Source organism: Nocardia sp. CA-135953 (assembly GCF_050955735.1).
GTDB lineage: Bacteria > Actinomycetota > Actinomycetes > Mycobacteriales > Mycobacteriaceae > Nocardia.
On sequence record NZ_CP192082.1, the window covers coordinates 212,219 to 228,358 of the forward strand.

The 16,140-nt window shown below is 65.5% G+C and carries 15 protein-coding genes and 1 tRNA gene; 11 read left to right on the plus strand and 5 right to left on the minus strand.

Going from position 1 to position 16,140, the window contains the following annotated elements:
- Nucleotides 1-161 precede the first annotated feature (161 nt).
- The 3 genes from serS to ACQPXH_RS00955 all read left to right on the plus strand — a co-directional run bounded on the left by serS (nucleotide 162) and on the right by ACQPXH_RS00955 (nucleotide 4,969).
- Complete coding sequence (gene serS / locus ACQPXH_RS00945) at nucleotides 162-1,424, plus strand: serine--tRNA ligase (RefSeq protein WP_433600466.1); 1,263 nt, start codon at nucleotides 162-164, stop codon at nucleotides 1,422-1,424.
- Nucleotides 1,425-1,538: 114 nt separating this feature from the next.
- Nucleotides 1,539-3,401 carry a putative bifunctional diguanylate cyclase/phosphodiesterase gene (locus ACQPXH_RS00950; protein WP_433600467.1) on the plus strand — a complete coding sequence of 621 codons (1,863 nt, stop codon included), beginning with the start codon at nucleotides 1,539-1,541 and terminating at the stop codon, nucleotides 3,399-3,401.
- A 110-nt stretch (nucleotides 3,402-3,511) separates the two neighbouring features.
- Nucleotides 3,512-4,969 carry an MFS transporter gene (locus tag ACQPXH_RS00955; RefSeq protein WP_433600468.1) on the plus strand — a complete coding sequence of 486 codons (1,458 nt, stop codon included), beginning with the start codon at nucleotides 3,512-3,514 and terminating at the stop codon, nucleotides 4,967-4,969.
- A gap of 48 nt (nucleotides 4,970-5,017) precedes the next feature.
- Here the strand turns inward: ACQPXH_RS00955 and ACQPXH_RS00960 are convergent, their stop codons facing one another.
- On the minus strand, nucleotides 5,018-5,470 hold the full coding sequence (locus tag ACQPXH_RS00960) for a hypothetical protein (RefSeq protein WP_433600469.1): 453 nt from the start codon (nucleotides 5,468-5,470) through the stop codon (nucleotides 5,018-5,020).
- 149 nt (nucleotides 5,471-5,619) lie between these two features.
- On the opposite strand from ACQPXH_RS00960, the gene ACQPXH_RS00965 reads away from it, so the two are divergent.
- A complete protein-coding gene (locus ACQPXH_RS00965) occupies nucleotides 5,620-6,576 on the plus strand; it encodes a DMT family transporter (protein ID WP_433600470.1) in 957 nt (318 codons plus the stop codon).
- Between the two features lie 164 nt (nucleotides 6,577-6,740).
- On the opposite strand, the gene ACQPXH_RS00970 is transcribed toward ACQPXH_RS00965, so the two are convergent.
- The 3 genes from ACQPXH_RS00970 to ACQPXH_RS00980 form a co-directional block, all read right to left on the minus strand.
- Nucleotides 6,741-7,094 carry a hypothetical protein gene (locus ACQPXH_RS00970; protein ID WP_433600471.1) on the minus strand — a complete coding sequence of 118 codons (354 nt, stop codon included), beginning with the start codon at nucleotides 7,092-7,094 and terminating at the stop codon, nucleotides 6,741-6,743.
- A 134-nt stretch (nucleotides 7,095-7,228) separates the two neighbouring features.
- Nucleotides 7,229-8,767 (minus strand): Rieske 2Fe-2S domain-containing protein, encoded by a 1,539-nt coding sequence (locus tag ACQPXH_RS00975; RefSeq protein ID WP_433600472.1) that lies wholly within the window; start codon nucleotides 8,765-8,767, stop codon nucleotides 7,229-7,231.
- 43 nt (nucleotides 8,768-8,810) lie between these two features.
- Complete coding sequence (locus tag ACQPXH_RS00980; RefSeq protein WP_433600473.1) at nucleotides 8,811-9,728, minus strand: hypothetical protein; 918 nt, start codon at nucleotides 9,726-9,728, stop codon at nucleotides 8,811-8,813.
- 100 nt (nucleotides 9,729-9,828) lie between these two features.
- On the opposite strand from ACQPXH_RS00980, the gene ACQPXH_RS00985 reads away from it, so the two are divergent.
- The 6 genes from ACQPXH_RS00985 (at nucleotide 9,829) to ACQPXH_RS01010 (ending at nucleotide 13,044) form a co-directional block, all read left to right on the plus strand.
- On the plus strand, nucleotides 9,829-10,581 hold the full coding sequence (locus ACQPXH_RS00985; protein ID WP_433600474.1) for a lysophospholipid acyltransferase family protein: 753 nt from the start codon (nucleotides 9,829-9,831) through the stop codon (nucleotides 10,579-10,581).
- 8 nt (nucleotides 10,582-10,589) lie between these two features.
- Nucleotides 10,590-11,342 carry a lysophospholipid acyltransferase family protein gene (locus ACQPXH_RS00990; protein WP_433600475.1) on the plus strand — a complete coding sequence of 251 codons (753 nt, stop codon included), beginning with the start codon at nucleotides 10,590-10,592 and terminating at the stop codon, nucleotides 11,340-11,342.
- A 244-nt stretch (nucleotides 11,343-11,586) separates the two neighbouring features.
- A complete protein-coding gene (locus ACQPXH_RS00995; RefSeq protein WP_433600476.1) occupies nucleotides 11,587-11,841 on the plus strand; it encodes a hypothetical protein in 255 nt (84 codons plus the stop codon).
- Between the two features lie 355 nt (nucleotides 11,842-12,196).
- Nucleotides 12,197-12,272, plus strand: a tRNA-Gly gene (locus ACQPXH_RS01000).
- Nucleotides 12,273-12,505: 233 nt separating this feature from the next.
- Nucleotides 12,506-12,820: a hypothetical protein gene (locus ACQPXH_RS01005; RefSeq protein WP_433600477.1), complete on the plus strand. Its 315-nt coding sequence runs from the start codon at nucleotides 12,506-12,508 to the stop codon at nucleotides 12,818-12,820.
- A gap of 14 nt (nucleotides 12,821-12,834) precedes the next feature.
- The gene (locus tag ACQPXH_RS01010; RefSeq protein WP_433600478.1) at nucleotides 12,835-13,044 is read left to right on the plus strand and encodes a hypothetical protein; all 210 of its coding nucleotides are present in this window, start codon (nucleotides 12,835-12,837) and stop codon (nucleotides 13,042-13,044) included.
- Between the two features lie 41 nt (nucleotides 13,045-13,085).
- On the opposite strand, the gene pip is transcribed toward ACQPXH_RS01010, so the two are convergent.
- Complete coding sequence (gene pip / locus ACQPXH_RS01015) at nucleotides 13,086-14,057, minus strand: prolyl aminopeptidase (protein WP_433600479.1); 972 nt, start codon at nucleotides 14,055-14,057, stop codon at nucleotides 13,086-13,088.
- Between the two features lie 686 nt (nucleotides 14,058-14,743).
- On the opposite strand from pip, the gene ACQPXH_RS01020 reads away from it, so the two are divergent.
- Entirely contained in the window at nucleotides 14,744-16,123 is a 1,380-nt protein-coding gene (locus tag ACQPXH_RS01020; protein ID WP_433600480.1) for a serine hydrolase domain-containing protein, read from the plus strand.
- Nucleotides 16,124-16,140 lie beyond the last annotated feature (17 nt).

The following is a 16,140-nucleotide window of genomic DNA, read 5'->3' on the forward strand; positions in this document are numbered from 1 at the left end:
TGCCCGCCCGTCTCGGCCCCACCGGTCAATATCCGCAGTACGCCGAGCCCGATCAGCGGTGCGAAGACCATGCCAACTATGCGCGCGTATATCGCGGCACGGTCCGCGTCCTGGGATATCGGCGTGAAACAGCAATATCGCGACCATTAGGCTGGTCACCCATGATCGACCTCCGATTCCTGCGGGACAACCCCGACGCGGTCCGCGCCTCGCAGCGCGCCCGCGGCGAAGACCCCGCCCTCGTCGACGCCCTGCTCGAGGCGGACGCGGCGCGCCGTGCGGCGGTGGCCAACGCCGATAACCTGCGCGCCGAGCACAAGACGATGGGCAAGCTGATCGGCAAGGCGAAGCCGGAGGAACGCTCCGTCCTGCTCGAACAGGCGCAGGAGATGTCGGCGAAGGTCAAGGAGGCCGAGGCCGCGCAGCACGCCGCCGACGCCGATATGGACACCGCGCACCGTGCCATCTCGAACGTGGTCCAGGAAGGCGCCCCGGCGGGCGGCGAGGACGATTACATCGTGCTCGAGACCATCGGCACGCCAAGGGAATTCGACTTCGAGCCCAAGGACCATGTGGAGCTCGGCGAATCGCTCGGTCTGTTCGATATGGAACGCGGCGCGAAGGTCTCGGGCGCGCGCTTCTACTTCATGACCGGTTACGGTGCGCTGCTGCAGCTGGGTCTGTTGCAACTCGCCGCGCAGAAGGCGGTGGCCAACGGGTTCACCATGATGATTCCGCCGGTGCTGGTGCGCCCGGAGGTCATGGCCGGTACCGGATTCCTCGGCCAGCACAGCGCCGAGGTCTACCACCTCGAGGAGGACGATCTGTACCTGGTCGGCACCTCGGAGGTGCCGCTGGCGGGCTACCACGCGGACGAGATCCTGGACCTGAGCGCCGGCCCGAAGCGCTATGCGGGCTGGTCGTCGTGTTTCCGGCGCGAGGCGGGCAGCTACGGCAAGGACACCCGCGGCATCATTCGGGTGCACCAATTCGACAAGATCGAAATGTTCGTGTTCACCACGCCGGAGCAGGCCGCGGCCGAGCACAAACGTCTCCTCGCCTGGGAGCAGGACATGCTCGCGGCCGTCGAGGTGCCTTATCGAATTATCGATGTCGCCGCGGGCGATCTGGGCAGTTCGGCCGCTCGCAAATTCGACTGCGAGGCTTGGGTGCCCACCCAACAGACCTACCGCGAGCTCACCTCGACCTCGAACTGCACCACCTTCCAGGCCCGCCGCCTCGCCGTGCGCTATCGCGACGAGAACGGAAAGCCGCAGATCGCAGCCACTTTGAATGGGACGCTGGCGACCACCCGCTGGATTGTGGCGATCCTGGAGAACAATCAGCAGGCCGATGGTTCTGTCCGGGTGCCTGCCGCGCTGGTACCGTTCGTCGGTACCGAGGTGCTGACACCACCGCGATGAACATCTCGAATTAGCCCGTCCCACATTGCCTACAGGTAAATAGCTAGGGGTTCGCCATGCCGGATTCACAGGATGTGGCAACTGTCGGCAATTTCTATGTCTAGGCTATTCCCCGTGCGAGGAATCGGGTCTCGCGGCGATACCCGAACCCGGGTGCGGGCCGCGTCTGCGTTGGCGACGGCAATGGTCATGTCCCGGACCACCGGTGCCTTCTACGTCATGGGGGGCGCGCTCGGCCTGCTGATCACGGGAATCGCCCCGGGCAGCGAAGGCAATCGAGCACTGGTGGGTACCGCCGCCGCGGTGGCGCTGCTGCTCGGACTCAGCCTGCTCGGCTGGGGTCCGCGGTTGCCGCATGGGATTCACCATGGTTATGTCGCGATTGCGACGGTATTGGTGACCATCGCGGTATACGCGTTCCCGAATACCGTCGGCGCGATCAGTCTCGCCTCCTTCTATGTATTCGTGGCCTGTGATGCCGCATTGTTCTTCGCATGGCCGCAGGCATTCGCGCACATAGCGTTCGCTATGGCCATGTGCCTGTGGGTGATGCCGACGCGGCCGGTGCATCCCACATTGCCGTGGTGGTCCGGGTTGATTCCGGCCGGTGTGACGTTCGGCGTCGGCGTGGTGGTCGGCATCCTGACCCGAATGGCGTCCGAGGCCGATATCGATGTGCTCACCGGACTGCTCAACCGGCGCGGTTTCGACCGGGCGCTGAACGGGGCGATCGAAACCGCCACCCGTACCGGTCAGGGGCTGGCGCTGGTGCTGGTCGACCTCGACCGCTTCCGGAAGATCAACGACCACCTCGGCCATCGCGCGGGCGATGCGGTGCTGCAGCGGGTCGCCGATACCTGGTCGAAGTTGCTCGCGCCCGATCAGCGCCTCGCCCGCTACGGCGGTGACGCCTTCGCGCTGCTGCTGCCGAATACCACCGAGCAGGCGGCGATTCTGCTGACCGAGCAGTTGCGGGCATCGGTGACCACCGGATGTTCGGCCGGTGTCACCTCCTGGCAGCCGGGTGAGTCGGGTTCGCTGCTGGTGAGTCGGGCCGATGTCGGTCTGTACCGGGCCAAGCAGGCGGGGCGCAACCGGACGGTGCTGGAGTCGTCGCGGCAGTTGCCGCTGGCGGTCGAGTTGCGCGAGGCGATCGACCAGGGCGCACTCGATGTGCACTACCAGCCGATCGTCAGCCTGACCGAGGGTGGCGGCAAGGCGGTCGGTGTCGAGGCGCTGCTGCGCTGGTCGTCCAGTGCGCAGCCGGATGTCACCACCGAGGGACTGATCCGGGTTGCCGAGGAATACGACCTCATCTCCGATCTGGACGAGCTGGTGCTGCGTCGGGCCTGCGCCGACGCGGCGCGCTTGCAGGAGACCTTCGCACAACTGGATCTGACGCTGAACGTCAATGTCAGCGGTCTGGAACTGGCCGAGACCGGTTATGCGGACCGCGTAGCCAATATCCTGGCCAGCACCGGCTGGCCTGCCGATCAATTGGTGCTCGAGGTGACCGAGAGCGAGCTGGCGGCCGAATCTCAAACGGCCATCGGCAATCTGCACATCCTGCGCGAGCGTGGCGTCCGCATCGCGATCGACGACTTCGGCACCGGCTACTCCTCGCTGAGCCGCCTTGCGACCCTGCCCAGCGACATCCTCAAGGTCGACCAGTCCTTCGTCGCCGCGATCCGCTCGGACTCGCCCGCGCCGCCACTGCTCGGCGTGATCGCCGCACTGAGCAGTGCGCTGGACCTGCAGGTGATCGCCGAGGGCGTGGAGACCGAATACCAGGCCGCGGTGCTGACCGAACTCGGTTTCGCGCTGGCCCAGGGCTATCACTACAGCGATTCGCATCCGGTCTCGGAACTGATCACCGATCTGAACGAGCATCAGGGGCGAGTCGGCCCCGGGCTCAACGGTCGGGAATTCGGCGATGGGGACCTGCATACCGCCAACGGATGGTTGCCGCTCGGCTGAGTGCGTCCGAAAATCGCTTGACGTGCTCGGGGGCGGGTTGTCAGGCTGACGGTATGCGTTTGCTTATCTACGGCTATTGATTCGATAGGTCGCGGACCGGCGGGAGCGATGTGCGCGCGCTTACGGTGCGGGCGGTGCTCTTCAAGGGCATCGGCGATCTCATTCCGCTATACGCGCTGTATGCGGTGCTGTTCGCCGATCATGGTTTGAGCACCGGGCAGATCTCTTCGTTGCTGGCGATGTGGTCGGCGACCGCCTTCCTGCTCGAGGTGCCATCGGGTGCCTGGGCCGATACGGTGTCGCGGCGTGGGCTGCTTGTAACGAGCGGTGTGCTGCTGACCGCCGGTTTCACCTGCTGGACTGTGCTGCCGACTTACCTGGGTTTCGCGGCCGGCTTCGTACTCTGGGGTACCTCGGGCGCGCTGGTGTCGGGGACGTTCGAGGCACTGCTCTATGACGAGCTCGTCGCCCGGAACGAGCAGCGGGCGTATCCGCGCATCATCGGATATGCCAGGGCGGCCTCGGAAGCCGCGATCGTGATCGCGATCCTCGCCGCAACGCCGTTGTATATCTGGGGCGGCTATCCGTTGCTCGGCTGGTGCAGCGTGGCGTTCGCGGCGGTGCATACTCTGCTCGGGCTGTCGTTGCCGAGCGCGCCGAAGGCTGTATCGGCCGCGGCGGTCGAGGATCTGGATGATTCGGCTGGCTCGCCCGAGATTGTGGTTGCCCCAACTCGCGAGGTCGCGGTAAAGGAGTCGAGCGCGTCCCGGGTGGTCGCTGCCGCTGGGCAGTGCGATCGTGACAGTGCACAGGGACCAGCGCAGAGTGGGAGCGTGGCGGCGGACGGAACCCTTCGGCGACGACCAGCGCCGGCAGCCGATTCCGGATCGTCGAGTGTCCACATCGCTGCGTCGATCTCGACGGAATCACGGCCGTTCGCGACGTATCTGAACATGCTGCGAACCGGTGTGGGGGAGGCGATTCGGGTGCGTGCCGTGCGTAATGGCGTGGCATTGGGGGCGCTGCTGTTCGGGGTTACGGCCTTCGATGAGTACTTCGCCCTGCTCGCCCAGGAGGTCGGGGTGGAGACGGCGGTGGTGCCGATGCTGGTCGGTATCACGGTTGTCGGTTCGCTGGTGGGTTCGGTGATGGCGGGGCGCACGGAGGGCATGTCGGCGCGCGCCATGGCGATCGCGGTGGCGCTGGGTGGTGTGCTGTTCGTCGGCGGCGCGGTGATCGCCGGTCTCGCGGTCCGCTGGCCGGGTGCGGTGTATGTGCTTGCGGGCGTGGGTTTTACGGCGATCGGTGTTTCCTACGGCATCGTCTACAACGCCAGTGTCGTAGCGGGGGCTCGGTTGCAGGACGCGATCGAAGGTCCGGCACGTGCGACGGTCACTTCGGTGTCCGGACTCGTCTCGGAGGTTGTCGCGCTGGCGGTATTCGGTTTCGCCGCGGTCGCGACGCTGTGGCTGTCGATGTCGACTACGGTCGCGCTGCTGGGTGCATCCATGCTCGCGATAGCCTTGCTGATTCCGTCATCGCTACCGCGTCGGAAGTCCGATTCGTAGGTACTTCGCGTGACACCGCTGCCGATGGGCGGCACCAGCAGCCGCTCGTCAGCTGAGCATTGATTCGATGAGATGGGGCGCGGTCAGCAGGAACTGATCGGTGGAGCGGTCGATCAGCGTGTCGCGGGATATCGCGAGGGTGCCCGCCAGCCAGCTGTCGGTGGTCTCCCATAGCCCGCCGAGCAGCTGGGTGGCGGCGAATTCTGCTTGGTCACCGGCACTTTCGACGATATCGGCACCGATCTGCTCGGCGCAGACCGCCATCATGATGCCCGCGAACGAGCGCATCACCTCGGCCCGGCGCATCAGCAGCGCCGGATTCAGCTGCGCCTCGACAGTGACGATGCGGGCCTTGCGTCGATCGTCGGCGATCAGGTCGACGGCCGCGCAGGCTCGCGGGCGTGATCCGCGTCCGAGCGCTCGTATTGCCGCTTGGCTGGTTGGGCTCTGTTGGTGGTCGACTCGGCCGATGATGCACGGCCAGAAGCATCGGACGAACATCCTCGGCCGACTTGCATCGAGGGTGACCGGCCATTCCGGGGCGAATTCGGGGCTGCGATCTCCAGCGAAGGGTGTCTGATCCGGCCGGCGCGGGGTCGCGGTGTGCTGTGGCGCGGTCGGGGATGTGGGGGTGGCGGTACGGTGCGGGGATGGTGGCGCGGGCGAAGGTGGGGTTGACCTTCGGGTTCTGCATCGGGGTCGGGGTGGCGGTGCAGGGCCGGATCAATGGGGCGTTGGGGGTGCGGTTGCAGGATGGGATCGCGGCGGCCTGTATCAGCTTCGGCCTCGGTCTGGTGGTGTTGCTGATTGCGTTCGCGGTCAGTCGGCGGTTGCGGGACGGGCTGGTGCGGGTGCGGCGGGCGGTGGCCGGTGGTGAGTTGCGGCCGGTGCAGTTGTTCGGTGGGCTCTGTGGTGCGTTCTTCGTTGCGTGCCAAGGACTTACCGTTGCGGCGATCGGCGTCACGGCCTTCACCGTCGCCACGGTCGGCGGTCAACTGCTGAGTAGTCTGGTGGTGGACCGGCTCGGGGTGGCGCCGAACGGCCGCACCCCGGTCACTATTTCGCGCGTCGGCGGCGCGGCGCTGGCCCTGGTCGCAGTGGTCCTCGCCGCAGCGGGACGGTCTGGTGCGCCGGTCGGTTCCGCGGCGGTGCCCGAATGGCTGCGCACCGGGCCCACCGCCGCGCTGATCCTCTTGCCCGCGCTCGCCGGAATCGGACTGGCTTGGCAGCAGGCGGTCAACGGTCGCGTCGGCGCGGTCGGCGGCCCGTTCTCCGCCACCCTGGTGAACTTCGGCGTCGGCACGGCTGCCTTGTTCGCCATCGAGGCCTGCATCTTGTTCGGCACCGGCTGGCCGACCGAATTCCCCAGTGAGCCATGGCTCTATCCGGGCGGACTCATCGGCGTCGCCTTCATCGCCCTCGCCGCCGTTACCGTGCGCTGGATCGGTGTTCTGCTGCTCGGCCTGACCTCGGTAGCAGGCCAACTGCTGGCCTCGATAACCCTGGACCTCCTCACCCCAACCGGCGCCGGGCTGTCACCAGCAGCCGTAATCGGCTGCGCCCTGACCTTCGTCGCGGTCGTCGTCGCCACTCGTTCGCGAACCTGACCTGAGCATCCGCGCTCGAAGTTCGAGCAGGCAGTCCCCTGCCTGCAGTTCCGGTGATCGAGGTGTCGATGTCCAGTGCAGCCGAACAGGGGTCACCCAGCGACGGCAACCGCACCGGCCGACATCGCCGGGAGATCTATCTCGCGGCGTTCGGATTCGTTCGATTAGCTGCTGCCGAACCAGCCCGGGGGGAAGAACCAGCCCGGAGGGAAGAACCACTGGTTGCCCCAGCCACACCCGCCCCAGCCGTTCCATGGGTTCCCGTGGAACTTCCACGGGTTGCCGTGGCCGTGCCAGGGCTTGCCGGTGTCGAAGTCGAAGTCGAAGTCGCAATCAGTCTGTGCTACACCGGGTCCAGGTGTCGGCATTGCCATGGCGGGAGCCGCCACTGCCGTCATCGCCGCCCCAATCAGTGCGACCTTTGCGAGTAGTCGGCACGTGCCGTTGCCGCGCGCCTTCTTGGTGATCATGGTGCCTTCTTCCGGCGAGCCGTCGCGCGGACCTGGCTCACCGACCATTGAGAAGATCGTTGCTATTCCCCGACGCTCCCGATTCTAGGAGCGCACAGCAGTCGCCACCAGCACGTGAGCGGCTGGATTGCCTCGAATTTCAGAACCGACCGGCAGCCGGCGAAGGCCCATGGGGCCGGGATTCAGACCAGCTTGCGCGAGCGCAGTTCATGCCCCTTGGAGGTTTTGCACCGGCCGGATTCCAGGTCCCACTGCCACCCGTGCAAATTGCAGGTGAGGTTATTTCCTTCGACCACGCCGAATTTCGACAGATCCGCCTTCAGGTGTGGGCAGCGGCGCTGGACTTCCCAGCCGGCCAATTCCGTCGAGGCGGAATCGTCGTGCGCCTCGGCGAACCATCCGTCCGCGTAGGCGATCCGCTCATCGGTGAGGCATTTGAAGAAGGTGTACAGGAATTCGTTGTAGCCGCCGATGCGCCAGGCCTGGAATCGGGTGGACAGGAAAATAGTGTTCACCCAGTCAGGCTCCTCCTCGCGCAGCACGGTGCGCACCAGCTCCGGCGGGATCCGGAAGCCGTACCGGTACTTGCCTTCACCCTCGACCGGCCCGCGCACCACCCGCTTGGGGAAGTCCAGCACCACGGTTTCCTCACCGATGACCAGCCCGACCGGATAGCCGATCCCGTCGCAGATCAGATCGCTCTGCTTCATGATCGGCTCGAACAGCGCCTGCAGTGGTTCCAGCATCCGCTCGTCACCAGTTGCCCACGCAGTTTTTTCGGCCGCCAGCACGGGCGCGAGGCGCTGCGCCATCAACTCGATGTATTCGGCCTTGTTGTCATAGATCAGGCCCGGCTCGAACGGGTGGGTCAGCGTGAGTTCCGCACCACGCACATCGGCGACCGAGCCCGGAATCATCACGATCCCGCCCTCGTTGCCGTGGATCTTCATCTGTTCCAGGAACACCATCTGGTCCGGGAAGATATTGCCCTCGTCGCCGCGATCGTCATTGAGGTAGCGCAACTCGTCGTCGAGGAATACCGGCGGACCCGCCGATGGCACCACCCAGGTGGCGTCGACCTGCTCGATATAACTGCGCGCCCGGTCCATTCCGCGCTGACGCTTCTGCTTACCGAAATTCGACTTGGTCCGCGCGGGAATGTCGTAGACCATCGGATACCAGATCGCGCCGGAGTACTGCAGCAGGTGGATATCGATGTGCCCGAATGCGTCGTGCAGCACATCCATATCCACCGGACGGGCATCGTTCATGTTGAAACAGGTGGTCTCGCCGTCGGAGACGACCAGCCCGGAGTCGCCGATCGGTCCGTCGGCGGGTGCGCGCAGCGCGATGATCATGATGTCGATCTCGCCGCCGGGCCCGGCCACCCGGTGCTTCACCGAATCCTCGGTCTCGAAGAACTTTTGGAAGCCGAGTTTCTCCAGTTCCCGCTTCAGATCCGGCACCGGATAGTCCGGCAGCAGCACGGTCGCGTCCTTGTTGACGTGCTTCGCCAGGTGCGCCGCGTCGAAGTGGTCGCGGTGCAGATGCGAGACGTACAGGAAATCGCAATTGCCCAGCTCGTCCCAGTCCAACTGGGTGTTGTCGGGAAACGGGAACCACGAACCGAAGTACGCGGGGTTGACCCAGGGATCGCAAAGGATCGACCCGGCCGCGGTGCGGATGTGGAATCCGGCGTGTCCGACGCTGGTGATCTGCACGAGCTGTTCCTCCTGACCGGTTACCAGCCATCAAGGGTAGTGGTTAGGCAGAAACGTCGCCGATGCAGTAGCCCTCGTTGCCCGCGGTCAGGGTGAAGGTTCGGGTCTGCATCACACCCGAGGGGTTCGTGACCGGAACCTCGACGCTGATGTAGCCCGCGCGCAGCCGCTCCGAGCGGATCTCCTGATCGGTGAATTTCGTGGTGCCGGTGAACCTGCCCGGGTTATTGGCCAGCGGCGGAGCTGTCGGACTTCCGGTTCCGCTCGGGTCCCAGTTCGCCGGGCTCGCCTTGCAGACCAGTGGGTAGGTTCCCTCTTTATCGGCGGGATCGAGTGGGGTGCCGACGAAGCGGGACAGATAGCGCCGCACGGTATGCCTGGCATCGGCCTCATTGGGTCCGGCATCGGCACCGTCCTGCGCCACCCATGGGCAGGCGATCCGGGACGGATTCTTCGCGGCCGCCACGAGTTCGTCCCGATCGAAGGCGACGGTCGTGCCCGCGTTCTGCCAGGTGACGGTGTTCTGTGTGGTGGTAGCGGGTTGTGCGAGTGCTTTGAGGATCGCCGTCTGCTCGGTGGCCATATCGGCTACATTGCCCGGAGCCAGCATCCAGCACTTGGACCGCAATTCGGCGGGTGTCGAACCAGCCAAGACGGCCCCGAAGCGGGCCACGACATCCGTCGCGCCGGGCAGGCCGGGGACCGCGCCGACCGGCACCGCGAACGCCTGCGCCACGGCCATAGGAGTTGTGGTCGCGATCGCGGCGGCCTGCGTGGTGTTGGTCGGCCCCGACGTTCGCTCCGGCTCGTCGCCGGGAATGCCGGATACGGAATCACAGCCGGTCAGCAGGACGGCGCCGGTCAGCATCAGACCACCCATGATGGCCACCAGCCCTCTCCGGTCGCGTTCGCGCGGGTCCTTCCAGTCGCGTTCACGCGGTATCGGGCGGGCGCGTTCCACTTCGAGGGTCCTCTTTCATAGACGGTGAGCGACGGGTCAGACGCGCGCAGTCGCGGCGGCTCTGCCGGATGGGACAGTCAGCGACTACGCTAGCGGAATTGTGGAACCCGTCTACCGGACGATAATCGGGCTTGCCCGTACCGTCTTCTTTGTCGAAGGTTTGAAGTTCAGCGTCAAGGGCGCTGAACATATTCCGGCGCGCGGTGGTGCCGTCCTCGCGGTGAACCACACCGGCTACATGGACTTCACCTACGCGGGTCTGCCGGTGCGCACCCCCAAGCGGTACATCCGCTTCATGGCCAAGAAGGAGGTGTTCGACAACAACATCTCCGGCCCGATCATGCGGGCGCTCAAGCACATTCCGGTCGATCGGTCCGCAGGGGCCGACTCGTACCAGGCGGCACTCGAGTACCTCCGCAACGGCGAGTTGGTCGGCGTCTACCCGGAGGCGACCATCAGCCGCAGCTTCGAGATCAAGGCCTTCAAATCCGGTGCCGCGCGCATGGCGATCGAGTCGGACGTGCCGATCATTCCGATCGTCATCTGGGGCGCCCAGCGCGTGTGGACCAAGGGCTTCCCGAAGCGTCTGGGCCGCACCAACACTCCGATCTCCATTGCCGTCGGCGCACCGATCCAACCCTATGAGCCCGCCGCCGAACTCACCGCCCAACTCCGCAGCACCATGCAGGCCATGCTGCTGGATCTGCAGCAGGACTACGTGCACGAACCCGGCGCGTACTGGGTGCCGGCACGTTTGGGCGGCAGTGCGCCTACCCTCGAAGAGGCTGATGCCATGGATGCCGCCGAAGCCGACGAGAAGGCGGCGCGCCGGGCAGCCGAGGATTCGTTGTAGGGGAAACTATGTCGCGGGAACCGGTCTATGACATTCTCACCGGTTTGGTTCGCACGATGCTCGCGGTGCAGGGTCTGCGCATCGACATCACCGGCCAGGACCGGATCCCGCGCACCGGCGGCGCCGTCCTCGCCGTGAATCACACCGCCTACCTGGACTTCATGGAGGTCGGGCTGGTCGGGCGCAAATCGCGGCGCAATGTCCGCTTCATGATGAAGGCCGAACTCGAGCACGGCATCGTCGGCTTTCTCATGAAGCACTGCAAGGCAATCGGCGTCGATCGCGCGGCCGGAGCGGCGTCGTTCCGGCACGCCCTCGAGGCGTTGCGCGGAGGCGAACTGGTCGTGGTCTATCCGGAAGCGACCATCAGCCGCAGTTTCGAACTCGAGGAATTCAAATCCGGCGCGGCTCGTATGGCGATCGACGCGGACGTGCCGATCATTCCGATCGTCATCTGGGGCGCGCATCGCATCTGGACCAAGGGTTTCCCCAAAAAGCTCGGCCGCCATCGTTTTCCGATCAATATCCGCATCGGCGATCCGATCCCGCCCGGCGAATCGACCGACGACCTGACCGCCGAAATCCATACGCGGATGGGCGAATTGCTCGAACAGGCGCAAACGGGCTATCCGATGCCCGAGGGTGCGCCTTGGGTTCCGGCCCGACTCGGTGGCAGTGCGCCCACCCTCGCCGAGGCCGCGGTGCTCGAGCGGGAAGAGATGGCCCGACGTCGCGCTGCGGCTCAGCGAAAAACTCGCTGAGTTGGTCAGGCAGACCCGGCACGGGGCCGGTGCGGGTCCCTGGAAGAATTCGGCCGGTGGCACACCCATCAGTGCTTTGAAGTCCGCCGACATGTGGATCGGTCGTAGTTTAGCCGTGGACGGCTGCGACGTCGGCCGATGAAGTCTCCGTGTTGCTCGCATCGACGAGGATCCGGCGGACGCGGCCGATCCTGGCGAAATGCTTTGGGGCGATGCTGATTCCGCTGTTGAACAGGTTGCGTAGTTGGCGTTCGCTAACGGCGAGGTCGCGGACCGTTGGCGTTGCGGATATGGCGGCTACCGCGCCGCGGAGAAGTTCGCGGTGGGTGCGTTGTGGCGCGTCTTCGGAGATCCGTTGTGGAAGAACATCTTCCAGAAAAGGCAGAACCTCTTCCGCTGGCAGCATGGCGAGTTCGTTCGCCAATTCGGCGGCGACGCCGGGGACCTCGGCGAGGCGGACGACACAATCGGCGAGCTCCGCGGCGGGAACGCCGAATAGTTGGCGGGTGGCGCCGGGGCCAGGCGCAGGCGGGCGCAGCCAGCGGGTTTATCCGCCTTGGAGTACGAGTTTCGTCAGGCATGTCACCGGAATTCGCCGACGGAGCACTGGCCGGCCAGGCCTATGTCCGCGCCGGCGGCAACGCGACGCTCACCGACGACGTCCACCAAGCCCTGTGCCACGCACGCCCCAGCTACGCCGATTGGGCCACCGACAACGACACCGTCTTCACAGCTCTCGCCGACCACAGCGCCCCTGATGCGCCAACGTCGCATGTCCGATTTTCGTTTGGACGCGATGACGGACTACAGTTTTGGACGCACGTGCGGCCCTCCCGGACCCGGACGAAGCGTATGCGGATGTAGCGCAGCTGGTAGCGCATCACCTTGCCAAGGTGAGGGTCGCGGGTTCGAATCCCGTCATCCGCTCCACGAAAAACGCCAGGTCAGTAGCGTGAGCTACCCTGGTGTAGACGTGTATGTCACCACTTGCGGTCACAACCGGCTTCTCAGGGCAACTACCGGCTCTGGAGGCTTCATGCTCACACCCCGCCCGCGACCCCGTAGAAACGGCTCGATCGCCTGGCAGGTTCCCATTCCATTACTACGACGAGACCGGGCGTCGACGCTCGACGTCGGAGACTTTCGACGATTTCGAGGGCGCGGTGCGCTGGTGTGAGCTGGCCGAGGTGGTCGGTGTCGCCGAGGCGCGCCGGATCCGGGAGATCCAGCTCGGTGCCGGAGTGCGGTATACGACGCTGGTGGCGTGGTTGCGTAAGTACACCGCGCGGTTGACCGGTATCGAGGAACGCACCCGCGCTGGCTACCTCCGCTACATCGACGTCGATATCGAACCGTTCTTCGGCTCCTCGCTGCCGATCACTGCGTTCAACCAGGATCTGGATGCCGCCTGGATCGTGCATCTGGAACAGGACAAGGGCAACGGCGCGGCACGATCACCGATCACCTGGTCAAGCTGATCGGTCCGGACAGTGTGCTCGGGCGCTCGATCGTCATCCATGCCGGCACGGATGATCTGGGCAGAGGGGTCCACGCTGATTCACTGACGACCGGCAATTCCGGGGGGGGCGGCCGGCGTGCGGTGTCATTGGAATATCGAGCTTCGAAGGGTTCCGGTAGTAATCGCCGAATTTCGGGCGGATTTGAAGTCTCGCCGAGAGTCGACGGGCGGAAGCAGGTGTGAGGTTGGGGTGTACCCCAGTTAGACATTGATGCAGGAGTCGCTCAACTGGCGAATCCGGCAATGGCGTCGAGGATGGCGGTTTCCATGGCGGGGCTGCCGGTGTGCCCGGAGTCGTCGATGATCCGCAGTTCTGCATCGGGCCAGGCTCGGGCGAGTTCCCAGGCGGTGAGCAAGGGTGCGGACAGGTCGAGACGACCGTGAATGAGAGTGCCGGGGATGCCGGCGAGACGGTGCGCCTCACGCAGCAACTGGCCGTCGTCGAGCCAGGCGGCATGGGCGAAATAGTGAGTGCAGATCCGCACGAACGCCAACCGCGCCGCATCCGGTTTGGCACTGTATTGGCCTGGCGTGCCGAGGGTTTCGTGCGCGATCACCGCGTCCTCCCACGCGCACCACTCCCGCGAGGCCCTCTCGCGCACTGCCAGATCCGGGTGCTCCATCAGTCGCCGGTACGCCTCGACCAGACTTCCTTCCCGGTCCGCAGCGGGCGCCCTGTTGCGGAACCGCTCCCATTCGACCGGCAGTAGCAACCGCAAGCCGCGGTAGAGCCAGTCGATCTCCTGTGGTCGAGTCATAGTCACCCCGACCAGCACGATCCCGGTCACACGGTCCGGGTGGCGCTGAGCGTAGGCGAGGATCAGGGTCGAAGCCCACGAGCCGCCGTAGAGCAGCCATCGTTCGATACCGAGGTGCTCGCGCAGCAGTTCCATATCGGCAAGTAGATGTTCGATGGTGTTGTGCGCCATATCAACTGAGGGATCGGAGGCGTGCGGCAGGCTCTCACCGCATCCTCGCTGATCGAACAGCACAATCCGGAAAGCGTCCGGATCGAACAGTCTGCGCGCCCCTCGCCGACCTCCGCTGCCGGGACCGCCGTGCACCACCAGAGCGGGCTGGCCGTGCGGGTTCCCGCTGGTTTCCCAGTAGATCCGGTTGTGGTCACCGACATCGAGTAGCCCGGACTCGTAGGGCTCGATCCCGGGAAATGATTGCCGCGCTTCGGAAACAGACACAACCCGCAACGGTAGTCGTGGCCGATCGGCGGCCGTTGCCTGCAGGGCAGCGCAATGTTGATGACGACGCATATGGATTCACGAAGCGAGTGCACACGAGTTCGGGTGTCGGTGCACACGACTTCGAACATCGACAGTCGCTGGTCGGAACAGCCGGGAGTGTCTGAAAAACATGTCGAACCGAGGGACTGTAGACGCGTTCGTCAGGCGTGCTGTTCGACCAGGTCTTCCGGTATCTGGCCTCCCTCGCGCCCGAGCCGCGCTGCCGCGCACCGTCGCCTAGCCACGCCCCGAGCACTCCACCTGCCCACCAGGATTCATTTCATCACCCGCAGTGCCGGAATGAAATGAAATGGAATGAAACGGAATTCCATGATGCTGAAAGCCGTCAACCCACACCATCACCACTGACACCCCGGCGTGATGCCAGTTCCCCGTGGACAACGGGGGCACATGCGAGGCCGCCGTCCCGGCCAGCGGCCGACCGGGCGCACCGCGCAAATGCTGCGTCAACCCCGACCACACCGCCCAAAAGCACTGCGCCGCAAGCGCCGAGAGTGTCTCGCGAACGTTCGTGATGAGACACCCCGAGGGCCGGTGGAATCCGGATCCGATCGGTCTTGCGGTCGGCGAGTTTCAGCCGAGGGCTTGACCTTGCCCCGGGGGCAGGGTTCGAGCATGGTGGCATGAACGAGATAACGCAGCAACTGTCGGAATTCGTAGCGGCCACGGCCGAGAAGTTGGGCCTGCCGGGTGTAGCCGTCGGGGTGTTGGCCGATGGTCGAGAAGACTTCGCGTGCCATGGGGTGACGAGTATGGACAATCCGCTTGCGGTGGACCGGGACACGATGTTCGTGGTCGGGTCGGTGAGCAAGACGTTCACCGCGACCGCGTTGATGCGGCTGGTCGCTGAGGGGCGGGTGGAGTTGGACGCGCCGGTGCGGCGGTATGTCCCCGAATTCGCGCCCAGCGATGCGGTCGCGGACGAGATCACCGTGTTGCGGCTGCTCAACCATACGGCCGGGCTGGAATGGAAGCTCGGCGTCGACACCGGCGAAGGAGACGATGCGTTGGCGCGGCACGCGGCGAAACTTGCCGAGTCGCCGTTGATCGCGGAACCGGGAGCGCGGGCGTCCTATAGCCAGGCGGCGTTCAACCTGGCCGGCCGGATCATCGAGAACGTCACCGGATCGAGCTTCGAGCGGGCCGTCACGTCGCTGTTGTTCGAACCGCTCGGGCTGGCGCACAGCTGTTACGCGATCAACGACGTGATGACTCGGCGATTCGCGGTGGGCCACAACGTCGATGGGAACGGTGTGCTCGCGGTGGCCCGGCAGTGGAAGGACGACCGAGCCAACAATCCCGGCGGCGGTGTGGCGACGTCGGTAAGCGATCTTCTGCGCTGGGCGCGGTTCCATCTCGGCGACGGCCGGACCGAGGGTGGCGAGCGCATTCTGCCTACCGGACTGCTGCACCGGATGCGCGAACAAACCGTAGAACTGCGCGGCAGCACCTTGGGTGACGCATTCGGCATCTGCTGGTTTCTGCGTGCAGTCGATGGTGTCGCGACCATCGGGCACGGCGGGTCGGGCAATGGCCAGTTCGCCGACCTGCTCATCGTGCCCGAGCGGAACTTCGCGGTTGCCGTGACGTCGAACGCGGGCCCGGATGCCGGCCTCGCGTTCAACCGGACCCTGGTGAACTGGGTGCTCGAACACTACCTCGGCGTGCTCGAACCCGACCCGGAACCGCTGCCCTACGACGCGGGGCGGGCGGCGGAGATCGCCGGGTACTACGAGAACGAGATGATGCGACTCACCCTCGACTCCGACGGGGCAGTATTGACGATCGGATGTGCCATCAAACCGGAGATCCGTGCCGCCGCGGACACCGAAATGCCGCCCGACCTGCCACCGGCTGTCCTCGGCCTGTTGCCCGGCGACGCGGACGAGTACATCGTCACCGACGGCGGTCTGCAAGGACAACGCGGGTTCTTCACCCGTGACGAATCCGGCGCTCTGACCGGAATCGATCTCGCCGGCCGGTTGTTCGCCCGGGTGCGATGATGTGCCACGCGCCTTGG

Bases quoted from the DNA above. Each gene is read 5' to 3' on its own strand.
- ACQPXH_RS00960 (WP_433600469.1), bottom strand. From the start codon at position 5,470: ATGTTCGTCCGATGCTTCTGGCCGTGCATCATCGGCCGAGTCGACCAC.
- serS (WP_433600466.1), top strand. From the start codon at position 162: ATGATCGACCTCCGATTCCTGCGGGACAACCCCGACGCGGTCCGCGCC.
- ACQPXH_RS00970 (WP_433600471.1), bottom strand. From the start codon at position 7,094: ATGGTCGGTGAGCCAGGTCCGCGCGACGGCTCGCCGGAAGAAGGCACC.
- ACQPXH_RS00990 (WP_433600475.1), top strand. From the start codon at position 10,590: ATGTCGCGGGAACCGGTCTATGACATTCTCACCGGTTTGGTTCGCACG.
- ACQPXH_RS01020 (WP_433600480.1), top strand. From the start codon at position 14,744: ATGAACGAGATAACGCAGCAACTGTCGGAATTCGTAGCGGCCACGGCC.
- ACQPXH_RS00965 (WP_433600470.1), top strand. From the start codon at position 5,620: ATGGTGGCGCGGGCGAAGGTGGGGTTGACCTTCGGGTTCTGCATCGGG.